This window comes from Agrobacterium sp. SORGH_AS_0440 (genome assembly GCF_031453135.1).
Taxonomy (GTDB): domain Bacteria; phylum Pseudomonadota; class Alphaproteobacteria; order Rhizobiales; family Rhizobiaceae; genus Agrobacterium; species Agrobacterium pusense.
Map to the genome: position 1 here is coordinate 299,775 of NZ_JAVIYR010000002.1, position 14,275 is coordinate 314,049.

The 14,275-nt window shown below is 59.9% G+C and carries 14 protein-coding genes and 1 pseudogene; 7 read left to right on the forward strand and 8 right to left on the reverse strand.

Going from position 1 to position 14,275, the window contains the following annotated elements:
* Positions 1-7: 7 nt before the first annotated feature.
* On the reverse strand, positions 8-907 hold the full coding sequence (locus QE453_RS10725; RefSeq protein WP_004439628.1) for a ribokinase: 900 nt from the start codon (positions 905-907) through the stop codon (positions 8-10).
* Between the two features lie 54 nt (positions 908-961).
* Positions 962-2,155 carry a DNA recombination protein RmuC gene (locus tag QE453_RS10730; RefSeq protein ID WP_309777046.1) on the reverse strand — a complete coding sequence of 398 codons (1,194 nt, stop codon included), beginning with the start codon at positions 2,153-2,155 and terminating at the stop codon, positions 962-964.
* Between the two features lie 149 nt (positions 2,156-2,304).
* Between QE453_RS10730 and def the strand changes: the two genes are divergently transcribed.
* The 3 genes and pseudogenes from def to truA all read left to right on the forward strand — a co-directional run bounded on the left by def (position 2,305) and on the right by truA (position 4,599).
* The gene (gene def, locus QE453_RS10735) at positions 2,305-2,817 is read left to right on the forward strand and encodes a peptide deformylase (RefSeq protein ID WP_004439632.1); all 513 of its coding nucleotides are present in this window, start codon (positions 2,305-2,307) and stop codon (positions 2,815-2,817) included.
* Positions 2,818-2,862: 45 nt separating this feature from the next.
* Positions 2,863-3,799: pseudogene (gene fmt / locus QE453_RS10740) on the forward strand (methionyl-tRNA formyltransferase).
* Positions 3,799-4,599 carry a tRNA pseudouridine(38-40) synthase TruA gene (gene truA, locus QE453_RS10745; RefSeq protein WP_309777047.1) on the forward strand — a complete coding sequence of 267 codons (801 nt, stop codon included), beginning with the start codon at positions 3,799-3,801 and terminating at the stop codon, positions 4,597-4,599. Before fmt ends, truA begins: the two are co-directional and overlap by 1 nt.
* Positions 4,600-4,611: 12 nt before the next feature.
* Here truA and QE453_RS10750 read toward each other — a convergent pair whose 3' ends face one another.
* From QE453_RS10750 to dapD, 3 genes are read right to left on the reverse strand one after another with little or no spacing between them, the layout of a single operon-like run.
* Complete coding sequence (locus QE453_RS10750; RefSeq protein WP_004439642.1) at positions 4,612-5,208, reverse strand: hypothetical protein; 597 nt, start codon at positions 5,206-5,208, stop codon at positions 4,612-4,614.
* Positions 5,192-6,388, reverse strand: coding sequence for a succinyl-diaminopimelate desuccinylase (dapE, locus tag QE453_RS10755; protein ID WP_004439645.1), 1,197 nt, complete (start codon positions 6,386-6,388; stop codon positions 5,192-5,194). Before dapE ends, QE453_RS10750 begins: the two co-directional genes overlap by 17 nt.
* Positions 6,389-6,403: 15 nt before the next feature.
* Entirely contained in the window at positions 6,404-7,258 is an 855-nt protein-coding gene (gene dapD / locus QE453_RS10760) for a 2,3,4,5-tetrahydropyridine-2,6-dicarboxylate N-succinyltransferase (RefSeq protein ID WP_006698917.1), read from the reverse strand.
* A gap of 143 nt (positions 7,259-7,401) precedes the next feature.
* Between dapD and QE453_RS10765 the strand changes: the two genes are divergently transcribed.
* Both QE453_RS10765 and QE453_RS10770 read left to right on the forward strand, forming a co-directional pair.
* The gene (locus QE453_RS10765; RefSeq protein ID WP_004439649.1) at positions 7,402-8,262 is read left to right on the forward strand and encodes a TIGR00730 family Rossman fold protein; all 861 of its coding nucleotides are present in this window, start codon (positions 7,402-7,404) and stop codon (positions 8,260-8,262) included.
* Positions 8,263-8,428: 166 nt separating this feature from the next.
* Positions 8,429-10,762 carry a methyl-accepting chemotaxis protein gene (locus QE453_RS10770; RefSeq protein WP_309777049.1) on the forward strand — a complete coding sequence of 778 codons (2,334 nt, stop codon included), beginning with the start codon at positions 8,429-8,431 and terminating at the stop codon, positions 10,760-10,762.
* Positions 10,763-10,831: 69 nt separating this feature from the next.
* Here QE453_RS10770 and QE453_RS10775 read toward each other — a convergent pair whose 3' ends face one another.
* Positions 10,832-11,776, reverse strand: a complete 945-nt coding sequence (locus QE453_RS10775) for a nucleoside hydrolase (RefSeq protein ID WP_309777050.1) — start codon at positions 11,774-11,776, stop codon at positions 10,832-10,834.
* A gap of 203 nt (positions 11,777-11,979) precedes the next feature.
* On the opposite strand from QE453_RS10775, the gene QE453_RS10780 reads away from it, so the two are divergent.
* Both QE453_RS10780 and QE453_RS10785 read left to right on the forward strand, forming a co-directional pair.
* Positions 11,980-12,405, forward strand: a complete 426-nt coding sequence (locus QE453_RS10780; protein WP_244405310.1) for an Hsp20 family protein — start codon at positions 11,980-11,982, stop codon at positions 12,403-12,405.
* 56 nt (positions 12,406-12,461) lie between these two features.
* Entirely contained in the window at positions 12,462-12,719 is a 258-nt protein-coding gene (locus tag QE453_RS10785) for a DUF1150 family protein (RefSeq protein ID WP_003503706.1), read from the forward strand.
* 41 nt (positions 12,720-12,760) lie between these two features.
* Here QE453_RS10785 and QE453_RS10790 read toward each other — a convergent pair whose 3' ends face one another.
* Both QE453_RS10790 and QE453_RS10795 read right to left on the reverse strand, forming a co-directional pair.
* Positions 12,761-13,357 carry an EF-hand domain-containing protein gene (locus QE453_RS10790; protein ID WP_045532928.1) on the reverse strand — a complete coding sequence of 199 codons (597 nt, stop codon included), beginning with the start codon at positions 13,355-13,357 and terminating at the stop codon, positions 12,761-12,763.
* 100 nt (positions 13,358-13,457) lie between these two features.
* The gene (locus QE453_RS10795; protein ID WP_309777052.1) at positions 13,458-14,171 is read right to left on the reverse strand and encodes a pyrimidine 5'-nucleotidase; all 714 of its coding nucleotides are present in this window, start codon (positions 14,169-14,171) and stop codon (positions 13,458-13,460) included.
* Positions 14,172-14,275 lie beyond the last annotated feature (104 nt).

Sequence of the window (14,275 nt, forward strand, 5' to 3'; positions counted from 1 at the left end):
AGACCCCTTAAAGGGCCGCGTCAACTTCCGCTGCCTGCGGAATGGAAGGCTGCGCGCCGGCACGCGTGCAGGCGAGTGAGCCTGCGACTGCGGCCCGCTTCAGAGCCCTTTCGAAATCCATTCCCTGATCGAGGCTCGCGGCGAGATATCCGCAGAAGGTATCGCCCGCACCAACCGTATCGACCGGCTCGATCTTCAGGCCGGAAGCCCTGTAGAGCTTGCCATTACGAATGGCGATCACGCCATCCGCACCAAGCGTGACGATCAAAGTCTGGCCGGTCCTCTCGTGAAGGGCCTTGAGTTCGTTTTCCCGCTCGTCGCTGGAGAGGCCATTCTTGCCGATCAGCAGCTCGAACTCGGTTTCATTGGCGATGACGATATCGGCAAGGCCGGCGAGACGCGGTCCGTCCGCGGTCAGCGGTGCTGTGTTGATGACGGTGGTGACGCGTTTCGCCTTTGCGGCCGTCAGTGCAGCTTCGATGGCGGGTGCCGGTATCTCGAACTGCAGCATGAGAATATCGCTTGGAGCCATTTCGGATATGGTCTTTGCCGCGTCGGATGCCGAGACCTCACCATTCGCAGCGGGAATGACCGAGATCATGTTCTCTCCGCCTTCGCCGATCAGGATAACCGCCGTTCCAGTCGGGCCGGGCGCGGTTTTGACCAATGACAGATCGGTTCCCGCGTCCCGCAGCAAGGTCAGTGCTGGAGCGGCAAAGGTGTCATCACCCGCAGCGCCCGCCATCTTGACCGCGGCGCCCGCACGCCGTGCGGCAAGCGCCTGATTGGCTCCCTTGCCGCCGGCGGCCGTGGAGAATGTCTCTCCCGTTACGGTTTCACCGGGCTTGGGCAGACGTTTGGCGGTCGCGACGAGGTCCATGTTGATGGAGCCGAAAACAGTAATCATGGGGCGCTGGGTCCGTACGAAATTTAAGCAAGGCGGCGACTTTGCCCGAGACGATCACTCGTCGTCAACCACCCGCAACTTGGCCGCACCGGCTCGGTTTTCGGCAAAGCGACGCGCCTGTTCGATTTCACCATGAGCAGCGTCTTTTTCCGTCGGTGAGAAATCGAGGCCCTCGATTTTCTGTCCGCGCGCCAGTACCTTGTCAGAGGAGATGAGCATCATGTCGACGTCCTTCTGCGCCAGCCCGAAATGGGCCTGCAGCTTCCGCGTCCGATCGTCCAGCCGCCGCACATCGTCCATGAGCAGCGCCACTTCACCCTGAATGAGATGCGCCTGCTCGCGCATGCGCTGGTCTTTGAGCACGGACTGGATGACCTGCACAGAGAGCATCAGCAGCGATGGCGAAACGATGACCACCCGGGCGCGATGGGCGCGCTGCACCAGATATTCGAAATGCTGGTGGATATCGGCGAAAATCGATTCCGACGGCACGAAGATGAAGGCGGTATCCTGTGTCTCGCCGCGAATGAGATATTTCTCGGCGACATCGCGAATATGCACTTCCATGTCCCGGCGGAACTGCTGCACGGCCGCGCGTTTGGTTTCCGGCGTCTCGTCCGCCTTGATGGCGTTCCAGGCTTCCAGCGGAAACTTGGCATCGATGACGAGCGGCGGCGCATTGTTCGGCATCTTGATGGTGCAGTCCGGCCGGTAACCGTTGGAAAGTGTCGGCTGCAGCTGGAAGGAACCCGGCGGCAGGGCGTCGGCGATCAGCGTCTCCATGCGCGCCTGTCCGAAGGCGCCGCGTGTCTGCTTGTTGGAAAGTATCGCCTGAAGCCCGACCACGTCCTTGGCCAGATCCTGAATATTGCCCTGTGCGGCATCGATGACCGCCAGGCGCTCCTGAAGGCGGCTCAGATTTTCATGGGTAGACCGGGTCTGCTCGGTCAGCGTTTCGCCCAGCCGCTGCGACATGCCATCAAGACGCTGATTCAGCGTCTGGCTCATCTCCGTCTGACGCGTGCCGAGCGTTTCCGCCATGGCCGCGATCCGGCCATGCAGTTCGGACTGGGTTTTGAGCAGGTCGGAGATCTCGCCATCGGCCCCAGCTTTCTTCGACCGGTTCGCCGTCACAAGCCATGTAACGACAAGGCCGAAAATCGCGGAAGCGAGAAGCGCGCCGAAGCTGATATCGACTGAGCCGGCCCGCAGCGCGGGTTGAAGGAGAACCGAGAAGTCTGTGTTCATGACTAAATCTAGCAGATTTCGATTGATTCGTAAGATCAAAACAAGAACGTTCCTGCGGCGGAAATGAGTCCGGCAGAACGGATGCCGCGAGCCGTTTTCATCGTCGTGTTTTTTATTTCCTCCGCGCGAGAGATACGTTATGGGAAGCCATGACCATCAAACCGCTTATCATTTTGCCCGATCCCGTGCTGCGCCAGCAATCGAAGCCCATCGAAAAGGTGGATGCCGAGGTGCTGCGTTTGGCGGACGACATGCTGGAAACGATGTATGATGCCCCCGGCATCGGCCTTGCCGCCATCCAGATAGGTGTGCCGCGCCGGTTGCTGGTGATCGATGTTGCGCGTGAAGGCGAAGAAAAGACCCCGATCGTCTTCATCAATCCGGAAATCCTCAAGGTTTCCGATGACATTTCCACCTATGAGGAAGGCTGTCTCTCGATTCCCGATTATTATGCCGAGGTGGAGCGCCCTGCGTCGCTCACGGTGCAATATGTCGGTCGTGACGGCAAGCAGCAGACGGTCGAGGCGGATGGTCTGCTGGCAACCTGCCTTCAGCATGAGATCGATCACCTGAATGGTGTTCTGTTCATCGACCATATCTCGCGGTTGAAGCGGGACATGGTCATCAAGAAATTCACGAAAGCAGCCCGCGCAAAAGTCTGATCCGTCGCACAGCTGACGGAGCGGAAGACAGGGCAGGGGGCAATCATGGCTCTTCGCATCATATTCATGGGCACGCCGGATTTTTCCGTTCCGACGTTGCGTGCACTGGTGGAAGCGGGCCACGAGATTGCTGCCGTCTATACCCAGCCACCGCGTCCAGGCGGCCGTCGCGGCCTTGATCTGCAGAAATCGCCGGTGCATCAGGCTGCGGAACTGCTGGGCTTACCGGTACTGACACCCTTGAATTTCAAGGCGGAGGAAGATCGCCAGCAGTTTCGGGATTTCAATGCCGATGTCGCGGTCGTCGTGGCTTACGGGCTGCTGCTGCCTGAAGCGATCCTCTCCGGCACGCGGCTTGGCTGTTACAACGGTCACGCTTCGCTGCTGCCGCGCTGGCGCGGCGCGGCTCCCATCCAGCGGGCGATCATGGCGGGTGACACCGAAACCGGCATGATGGTCATGAAAATGGAAAAGGGTCTGGATACCGGCCCTGTCGCGCTGACCGCTAAAGTCGCGATTGCCGAGAACATGACGGCCGGCGAGCTGCATGACAGCCTGATGCTGACAGGCGCTCGGTTGATGCGTCAGGCGATGGACAAGCTGGAAGCAGATGACCTGCCCCTCGTCACACAGGCGGAAGAGGGTGTGCTCTACGCCGCAAAGATCGACAAGGGTGAAACCCGTATCGATTTTTCAAGGCCGGCGCAGGATGTGCATAATCATATTCGCGGCCTTTCGCCGTTTCCCGGCGCATGGCTGGAGATGGAGATCGGCGGCAAGCCCGAGCGCGTCAAGGTACTGGCGTCCGAGCTCGCCAGCGGAATGGGCGAGGCAGGCAGCGCACTGGATGATGTTCTCACCATTGCCTGCGGCAGCGGCGCCGTGCGGCTTACCCGTTTGCAGAAGGCGGGGTGGCAAGCCGATGTCGGCGGCCGATTTCGTGCGCGGTACCCCGGTTCCGGCCACTACAAGGCTCGGCTGATGCCACGCTTCCGCATGACCGTCGAATATGACGGTACGCCCTATTATGGCTGGCAGAGACAGGAAAACGGCCCCTCGGTTCAGGGTGCGCTGGAGGCTGCGGTTCGGTCGCTGACCGGCGAGAGCGTTTCCATTCGCGGCGCTGGCCGAACCGATTCCGGCGTGCATGCCGTTGGGCAGGTTGTCCATGTCGATCTCTCGCGAGACTGGGAGCCCTACAAGCTACGCAATGCCATCAATGCGCATCTCGCCATGGCGGGTGAAGCGGTGGCCGTGCTCGATGCCGCCTCCGTGACTGAGGATTTCGACGCCCGTTTTTCCGCCCTTCGTCGGCACTATCTCTACCGCATCGTCTGCCGAAAAGCCCGGCTGGCGCTGGAGCACAAGCGGGCGTGGTGGGTGTCGAAGGACCTCGATCACGAGCGCATGCATGAAGCCGCCCAGATGCTCGTCGGCCGGCATGATTTCACCACCTTCCGCTCCGTGCACTGCCAGGCGAACAGCCCCGTGCGCACGCTCGACCGGCTGGATGTGACGCGCAATGGCGATCTCATCGAGATACGCGCGACGGCGCAGAGCTTCCTTCATAACCAGATCCGCTCTTTCGCCGGCACGCTGAAACTGGCAGGCGAGGGCACGATGACGCCAGAGGACGTGCGTGCCGCACTGGAGGCACGCGATCGAAAAGCCTGTGGCCCGGTCGCGCCACCGGACGGTCTTTATTTCATGCAGGTCGATTATCCCGACGTCATTCCGCCGCGCCGACACCCCGAAGCCGAGGTGATGCAGGATGCGGATTGACGTCTAATTCTCTCAGGCCGGATAGACACCGAGAAAGCGCTGCAACGCTTCCGACAGAAGCATGCCGGGCACCAGTAGCGTCATGACGATGGCGGAAACGAGCAGCGACTGGTCGCGGATAAAAAACCGCACGATCCGTGAAAAGGCAAAGACCAGCGACAGAAGCAGCGCCAGCCACAAAATCGCGATCAGCCCCTGCAACGGTGGCAGGAAGAACGCAATCAGGATCAGAACGGCGTAGGCGTATGAGAAGGGCAGCGACAGCCAGTTCATGGTGGTGACGAGAGGCGTGAATTTTTCACGTGCGCCAAAGGCAAAGAGCAACATGCCGATCAAAAGCAGCGGCACGATCCAGCAAATGGCCTCCACCATCGCCAGGCGAAAGAAGAAGATGAACCCCGTTCCTGTTCCCGGCGGGTAGCTGGCGAGAAACGCTGCCCGCAGCCACAGCCAGGAAACCAGCATGGCGGGCAGGCACCAAAGGACGGAATAGAAGGACCGCCACATGCCGCGTTCGGTCAGGTCCAGATAACGTGCGCCATTATGGTCGCCGAGCAGCAACAGCCACAGGCCCGTCAGATAGAGCCTTACTTCACTTGCCGTCGGCATGGGCGAACCAGCGCTCGATAAAGGTTTCGTAAATGCGCGTCAGCGTCTCAAGATCGGCAATGGCTACCCGCTCATCGACCATGTGCATGGTCTGCCCGACAAGGCCGAACTCCACGACAGGGCAATAGTCCTTGATGAAGCGCGCATCCGACGTGCCGCCGGTGGTTGAAAGCTTCGGCTCCTTGCCGGTCACGGCCTCCACCGCGCCTGACAGCGACGAAATGAGGGCATTGTTCCGGGTCAAAAAGACATGGGCCGGTCGGTCCGCCCAGACGATCTCGTACTTTACCGGTGTGCGGTCGGGGCGAAGCTCGCCGTCTGCCGCAGCGGCATCCAGGCGGCGGATGATTTCCGCCCGAAGGCTCTCCGCTGTCCATGTGTCGTTGAAACGGATGTTGAAGGAGGCAGTCGCCCGCGCCGGGATCACATTGGTGGCGGCGTTGCCGGTGTCGACGGTCGTTACTTCGAGATTGGAAGGCTGGAAATTATCCGTGCCGTGATCAAAGGGCGGATGCATCAGCGCATGCGTCAACTGCAGCAGACCGCGAATTGGGTTGTCGGCGAGATGCGGATAGGCGGCGTGGCCTTGCACGCCATGGACCGTGATGCGACCGGAGAGCGACCCCCGGCGGCCGATCTTGATCATGTCGCCCAGCTGGTCGGGATTGGTCGGTTCCCCGACGACACAGGCGTCCCACGTCTCGCCCTTTGCAGCAGCCCATTCCAGCAGCTTGGAAGTGCCGTTGATTGATGGGCCTTCCTCGTCACCGGTGATCAGGAAGGAGACGGAGCCCTGCGGCTTGCCGTGTTTTTCAATATGGCGGGCAATGGCTGCCACGAAACAGGCGATGCCGCCCTTCATGTCCACCGCACCGCGACCGAACATTTCGCCACCGGCAATCTCTGCGGCAAAAGGCGGGTGACTCCATGCGGCCTCATCCCCCACGGGAACCACATCCGTATGGCCCGCAAACATCAGATGTGGCCCCTCGTTGCCGAGACGGGCGTAGAGGTTCTCTACATCGGGTGTTCCCGCCTCGCTCGCCACCATTTTTTCCACCACAAAACCGAGCGGCGAAAGCAGGTTGTCGAGCAGAGTAAGCGCGCCGCCTTCCGCAGGCGTCACCGAAGGGCAACGGATGAGGGCGGCGAGATTGGCAACGGGATCGGTCGTGGTCATGGTATCAGCTTTATATCAGTCGCGCAGAAGCTCGTTGATGCCGGTCTTGGAGCGGGTCTTTTCATCCACGCGCTTGACGATCACGGCGCAATAGAGGCTGGGGCCCGGCTCGCCATTCGGGAACGGTTTGCCCGGCATGGTGCCGGCAACGACGACGGAATAGGGCGGGACTTCGCCGTAGGTGATCTCGCCGGTGGCGCGATCAACGATCTTGGTCGATTTGCCGATGAAGACGCCCATGCCGAGAACAGCACCCTCGCGCACGATGCAGCCTTCCACGACTTCCGAACGCGCACCGATGAAGCAATTGTCTTCAATGATGGTGGGCCCTGCCTGCAGCGGCTCCAGAACGCCGCCGATACCGACGCCGCCGGAGAGATGCACGTTCTTGCCGATCTGCGCGCAGGAGCCGACCGTTGCCCAGGTATCGACCATCGTGCCTTCATCGACATAGGCGCCGAGATTGACGAAGGAAGGCATCAGCACGACGTTCTTGGCCACGTAAGCCGAGCGGCGCACGACGGCGTTTGGCACCGCGCGGAAACCGGCGGCGCGGAACTGGTTTTCACCCCAGTTTTCAAACTTCGACGGAACCTTGTCCCACCAGGTGGCTTCGCCCGGACCACCGGTCACGATTTCCATGTCATTGAGACGGAAGGAGAGAAGCACGGCCTTTTTCAGCCACTGGTTCACCTTCCAGTTTCCATCCGCCTGCTTTTCAGCAACGCGTGCCTCGCCGCTGTCGAGAAGTTGAAGAGATGTGTCCACGGCGTCGCGAACCTCGCCCTTCGTCGATACATTCACGCTGTCGCGGTTGTCGAAGGCGGTTTCGATGATCGTTTCGAGGGAAGAGAGATCCGTGAGGCTCATGGAAAATTCCTTAAAGTCGCGTGTGTTCGTGGTCACGGCGGGTTCCGTGCCGCTGGAAGGCTTTGGCCATTTGATCTAAGGGAGTGTTGGAAAGGCGTCAATGCGATTTGGGTGATTTGGCGCCGCAGACGAAAGGCATGGAAATGACACGACTGAAAAACGGCAAATTGCGGCGCAAGGACGGGGTATGGGACCCGTTGAAGCGCAGCGCTGTGGACAAGCAGCAGGCCGAGGTCGTTGTCAAGACGCCGCAGTCGGACTCCCCGTCCTACCGGCTGGCCTATGTGGATACGGACTTTCTCTGCCGCGAGGAATTGCGACCCGTCAGGCTGCAGCTGGAACTTCTGAAGACGGAAATGGCGCTCACCGAACGCGGGATCAATTCCACCGTCGTCATGTTTGGCGGCGCCCGCATTCCCGAACCGGGAGGAGAGGCCTGGGCGGCGCGCAATGAAACGCAGAAGCGCAATCTCGAGCAATCCTCGGTTTATTACGACGAAGCGCGCAAATTCGCCCGCCTTTGCACCGACTACGGCGCGAAATCCGGTCACCTGGAATATGTGGTGGTCACCGGCGGCGGCCCCGGCGTCATGGAGGCGGGTAACCGAGGCGCCATGGATGCCGGCGGCCCTTCCATCGGCCTCAATATCGTCCTGCCGCACGAGCAGGCGCCCAACCCTTATGTAACGCCGGAACTGAGCTTCAATTTCCACTACTTCGCGATCCGGAAAATGCACTTCCTGATGCGGGCAAAGGCCGTGGTGGTTTTCCCCGGCGGTTTTGGCACGCTCGATGAGCTTTTTGAAGCCTTGACGCTGATCCAGACCAAGCGCATGGCCCCGATCCCTCTCATTCTTTTTGGAGAAAAGTTCTGGCGATCCGTCGTCAATTTCGAGTTCCTGGCGGATTTCGGCACCATCGCTCCCGAGGATATGAATCTCCTGCACTTTGCCGAAACGGCGGACGATGCCTGGAAGATCATCTCCGACTACTACGAACACTGAAGATGCACGGCGCGGCGAAGTATTATTAGGGCTTAATTAGCAATCATATTCTAACTTCGCCCTGTCGCGCTGCAGCGCACTGTCCCATGCGGACGGGCCTCCATGACGGAGATTGTCATCCGTTGACGTCAGCTCCTTCGGGTTGACGATTTCCATTGGGGCCTAAATGTTCAATCTCAAAGTGAAGTCGCTTGCGACCAAGCTGATCCTCGTAACCGGCTGTGCCATCACCACGGTTCTCGTTGCATCCAATTCTTTCCTCATCTCCCAGACCAGTGAGCGCGTACACGCGTTGACCATGGATCAGGCCAATACGGAAGCCCGCGCCATCGCCAACGTCATCGCCGCCGACGTCGGTGAACTCGGCAGCGCTGCCCGCTCAATGGCTGGCGTCATCGGTCGGGCGCATCAGGCGAAGTCGATGGATCGCCCTGGCATCGTCAACATCCTCAAGGCCAATGTGGAGCAGAATACCTTTGCATTCGGCAGCTGGTTCTGCGAGCAGCTCGGCCTTTTCGATGGCCAGTCGACAGAGATTGCGGGCAGGCTCGATCTCGGAACCAATGCGACCGGCGCCTTCGCACCTTACTGGTCCAAGACACAGAAGGGCGATATCCAGTTCTCGACCTTCAAGAACGATTACGCAGCGGAGTGGTATGCGCTGGCCGCCAAGACCGGCAAGGGAGCGATTACCCAACCTTATCTCGCCGAAGGCACGGAAGTGCCGACCACGATGACCTCGCTTGCCTACCCCGTCATGTCGGATGGCAAGATGATCGGTGTGGCAGGTGTCGATATTTCACTCGCCTCTCTCACCCAGAAACTGCAGTCTCTGCATCCTTTTGAAACTGGTCGCGTGACGCTCGTCTCCCAGGGCGGCCAGTGGCTGGTTCCGCCAACGCCCGAGCAGAATATGAAAGCGTATGACGGAGAAGGCGCGGCCACGGTCCAGGCCGCGATTGCCTCCGGCAAGCAGGGTCTCATCGAAGACCTCGGCCTTGATACCGACGCGCCGTATAACCGTCTCGTTTATCCCTTCGCCGTTCCAGGGCTCAACGCAACCTGGGTCGTCCTTGTTGATATTCCCCATCAGGCCTTGAACGCTCCGGTTCAGGAGCAGACCTATCTGATGATCATCGGTGCGATCGTCATTCTTGCCGCCGTCATTGCAGCGCTTTATTTTGCAGTCCGTTATTTCGTTCGCAACCCGCTTGCATCGCTAGTTACCGACGTCAGGACGCTGAGCGACGGTCGCTACGACGTGCCCGTCTCCGGTCAAGACCGGCAGGATGAGACCGGTTCGGTTGCGACAGCGCTTGAAGGTTTCCGCGCCAAGCTTGCCGGCATCCGTGAGATGGAGGCCGAAGCCGACGCCCAGCGTGGTCACGCCGAAACGGAGCGCCAGCGCTCTGAATTCGAGCGCAATGAAAACAGCCGCATGCAGCAGCACATTGTCAGCGTTCTCGGTTCCGGCCTGAATGCCCTGTCGCAGGGCAATCTGACCTACCGCATTCAGGACGAGTTCCCGGGCGAATATGCAAAGCTGCGCGACGACTTCAACTCGGCGCTTGCCAGCCTCGAGGAAACGGTTTCCACCGTCAACGCAACCGTCGTCAGCATCGGCAATGGCACCGGTGAGATCACCCGCGCCGCCAGCGATCTCTCGCATCGCACGGAACAGCAGGCCGCCAGCCTTGAAGAAACTGCCGCTGCGCTTAACGAGCTGACCGCCCAGGTCAATTCCAGCGCCGAAAACGCCGCAGAGGCGGCCGGTGCCGTCAGCCATGCCTGTGAAGACGCCGGCAAGTCTGGCGAGGTCGTGCAGCAGGCCGTGAACTCCATGCAGGGCATTGCGCAATCTTCGGCGGAAATCTCTCGCATCATCGGCGTCATCGACGAGATCGCCTTCCAGACCAATCTTCTGGCGCTGAATGCCGGGGTGGAAGCGGCCCGCGCGGGTGATGCCGGCAAGGGCTTTGCCGTTGTCGCCCAGGAAGTGCGCGAACTCGCGCAGCGCTCTGCAACTGCTGCCAAGGAGATCAAGGGTCTGATCAATACCTCGGCCACGCAGGTGGGCGAGGGTGTTCAGCTGGTCGGCAAGGCCGGCGACACGATGAAAAAGATCGCCGATCAGGTTCTGCAGATCAACCAGCTTATACGGCAGATTTCGGCCTCAGCCAGTGAGCAGGCGGTGGGCCTGAAGGAAATCAACTCCGCCGTTACGCAGATGGATCAGGTCACCCAGCAAAATGCGGCGATGGTGGAGGAAACCACTGCGGCCAGCGTGACGCTCAACAGCGAGGCCGAAACGCTCAAATCGCTTGTCGCCGGTTTCGTAGTTTCCGGCGGTCAGCCCAGCCAGCAATTGCGTGCCGCCGCTGCGGCCATGCGCGCTCCCGCTGCTGCCGCCCCGACGTCCGCCCGTCCAGCTGCGCCCCGCGCGCGTCCTAGAACCAGCGGCGCAAATGCGCTGGCTCAGGATGACTGGACGGAATTCTGATGCGGTTTTCCGTTTGAAATATGAAGGGCCGCTGGTATCGCCAGCGGCCTTTTTTAGCATCAGCGTCCGTCAAAGACGCGCGAAACGCTCCGTCAGCAACTCGAAGAAACCATCCGCATCCACCTTTCGCATCACGCGGGCATTGGCGGGGCGATCCGTCACGCGCCACCAGTCCACCACGGTCATGCCCATGGTCAGTTCGGAATGGACCTCGATCTCGACATTGCATTCGCGGCCCTCGAACAGTTCGGGCTTGATGAGATAGGCAATAACGCTTGGGTCATGCAGCGGACCGCCATCCGAACCGTACTTCTCGATGTCGAACCGCTCGAAGAATTCCAGCATTTCCGCCATGGCGATCGCCGGCCTCGTGCCGATCTCCCGAATGCGATTGACGCGTGCCTTGGTCGTCAGCAACTGATGCGTGACATCGAGCGGCATCATGACGATGGGCATGCCGGAGCGGAAGACGATGTCGGCAGCCTGCGGATCCACATAGATGTTGAATTCCGCCGCGGGCGTGATGTTGCCGCCCTCGAAGAAGCCGCCGCCCATCATCACCAGTTCTTTGACGCGATCAGCGATCTCCGGCGCCTTCAGGAGCGCCAGCGCCACGTTGGTCAAGGCCCCGAGGGTGCAGAGGGTAACGGTGCCCTCAGGCTTCCGCATCACCGTCTCGATGATGAAATCGACCGCGTGCTGCTTTTCTGCCTCCATGGTCGGTTCGTCGAGAACCGGGCCGTTGAGACCTGTACTGCCGTGAACATGTTCGGCGGTGATGGGCCTGCGCACCAGCGGCTTTTCGGCGCCCTCGTAAACGGGAATGTCGGTGCGACCGCACAATTCGCAGATGATGCGAATGTTACGGCTTGTCAGCTTCAGGGGAACATTGCCGGCAACTGCGCACAACCCCAGAATTTCGATGTCTTCCGGGCTGCCGAAGGCCAGCATGATCGCGGCTGCGTCGTCCTGTCCGGGATCGGTGTCGATAATGATTTTTCTGCGTTCTGCCATGTCTTGCCCGCCGTTGAGATGAGCGCTTTTTTCGAGCCGCGGGTGCTCACTTGTCAAGCCTCATTCCTGCCGCCGCTCACCGGTCACTTTGACTTGCGCATCGCGGTTCGGCTTCCCATATTGCAGGGGCCGGTGCGATTGACCGGCGAGGTTGCCGGAAGCGGGGCCGCTAAACGTCGCTTGGTTGCAAGGACAGAACAGATATGAGCCGCATGACGCCATTCACCCACCCGCTTTTGCTGGGTTTCGATGCCATGGAAAAGACGCTGGAGCGCATGGCGAAGGCCAATGACGGCTACCCTCCCTACAATATTGAGCGCCTGCCCGGCAGCGATGACGTACCGGAACGCCTGCGCATCACCATTGCCGTGGCGGGGTTCTCCGAGGATGATCTCGACGTGACGACGGCTGATAATCAGCTCGTCATTCGCGGACGCCAGCAGGAACAGGAGAAGCGCGATTTTCTCTATCGAGGCATCGCGGCACGCCAGTTCCAGCGGGTCTTCGTGCTTGCCGATGGCATGCAAGTCAGGGAGGCGCGCCTGCGCAACGGCCTTCTTTCCATCGATCTGGTCCGGCCCGAAATTTCAGACGTGGTAAAGAAAATTAATATTTCCGTCTCAGAGTAGACCATGAACGCCGGAATCGGACATGAATCGCTCGGCGTGAAGAAGGAGGCTGAAATATGCTTTTGAAAGAAGCGCATGCGCGTCTCACCCAATCCCAGCTCGCCCATATCGGCGAAGGAGAAGTGGGATATATCCGCAAGATCCGAGCGGAAGACGTCAGCCGCTGTTTCCCGGAGGCGCCCGATCTCGATCCGCAATTGGACCTTTGGGCATTGTTCGGCGCGGACGGGACGCCAATTCTCCTGACAGACAATCGTTCGAGCACCTTCTTCAAGGCGGCGGAAGACGATCTTAAAACCGTCAGTCTGCATTAAGAAAAAGCCCGCCGGTTGAGCGGGCTTTCTGCTTTTTTGGCTTAGAGGAACGGCCGGTCCGGCATGTCGTCGATGGAGATGACGCCGTCCTTGTTCTTGTCCAGTCGTTCGAACATCTTTTCTCCGGCGGCGGCGAATTCGGCCTTGCTGACCTGGCCGTTCTCGTCAGTATCGGCCCAGCGGATCAGCGCGAAGCCGCCACCTTTACCGCCGTGCTTGCCCCAGCCCTGATGGCCGAAACGACCACCATGGTCACGCTCGGCACGCTTGCCCTCAGGCGCTTTCGCTTCATCCGCCTTGGCCTCTTCCCGCTCGGGGCGCGGGTGAGCGGCCCGGAAGGCCTCCATCTTTGCCTGACGATATTCGCGCATTTCCTTTGGCGTGATCGAGCCGTCCTTGTCCTTGTCGATCTCAGCGAACAGGGCATCCTGACGGGCGGTGAATTCCTCCTTGGAAATCTTGCCATCCTTGTTCGTGTCGGCCACCTTCAGCAGGTGAACGAAGGCAGCCTCCTGGCGGATCGGCATGCGATCCTTATGGCCTTTACCGGGTGCGGCGAAACTGGCCGTTGCGGCCGTGCTGAGCACAAGGGCTGCGCCAAGAGCAGACAGGGCGATTTTGCGTGTGGTCATCGTCATTACCTTTCTTTGGTGTCCCTGAAGAAAAGATAGTGACGTCCAGCAAGCCCCACCACTTAAACATCCGTAAGGTGCATGAAGCTTCGGTAATGTTCGCTAGTCAGCGGGCGATGGTTTTTGTCAGGAACCCGGTCAGATCGTCGGTAATGTAGTCGATATGCTCATCCGTCACATCAGGGATTTCCCATCGTTCCATGATGACGCCCTCAAGATTTGATGGCACGAGTAGCACGGTCTTCATGCCCAGCGCTTTCGGGGCCGCGAGATTGCGCGGCAAATCCTCGAACATCGCAGCCTTTTTCGTATCGAGTTTTGCAAGTGCTGCAAACTTCTCGTAGGTTGCGCTGGCAGGTTTCGGCAGATAACCCGCGGCGACGATATCGAAAATATCCTCGAACTGATCGAGAATGCCGAGCGCTCCGGCAGCAGCCTGCGCATGCTTGACGCTGCCATTGGTAAGGATGAACTTCCGACCCGGCAAAGCCTTGATGGCCTCACCCAGTTCCGGATGCGGTTTCAGCGCCGAGTAGTCGATTGCATGGGCGCGTTCCAGAAACTCGTCCGGGCTGATGCCGTAATGGATCATCAGGCCCTGCAGCGTCGTGCCGTGGTCGTGATAATAACGCTTCTGCAAGGCGCGCGCTTCGTCGGGGTCGAGCTTCAGAAGCTCCGCCACATACGCCGTCATGTTGCGGTCGATCTGGGAAAACAGATTGACGTGATGCGGATAGAGCGTGTTGTCGAGATCGAAGATCCATTCGCTGACATGGGCGAAATCGGCGGCGTCTGGCAGGTTTTTCGGCTTTGTGTCCATGGGCAGCTTTATGCCTGTTTCGAATGCGGAAGAAAATCGAAAAGAGGACGATTGATCAGAAATTCGGGCTTGGCTGCGGCCTCGCGCGCATGATACCGCCAAGG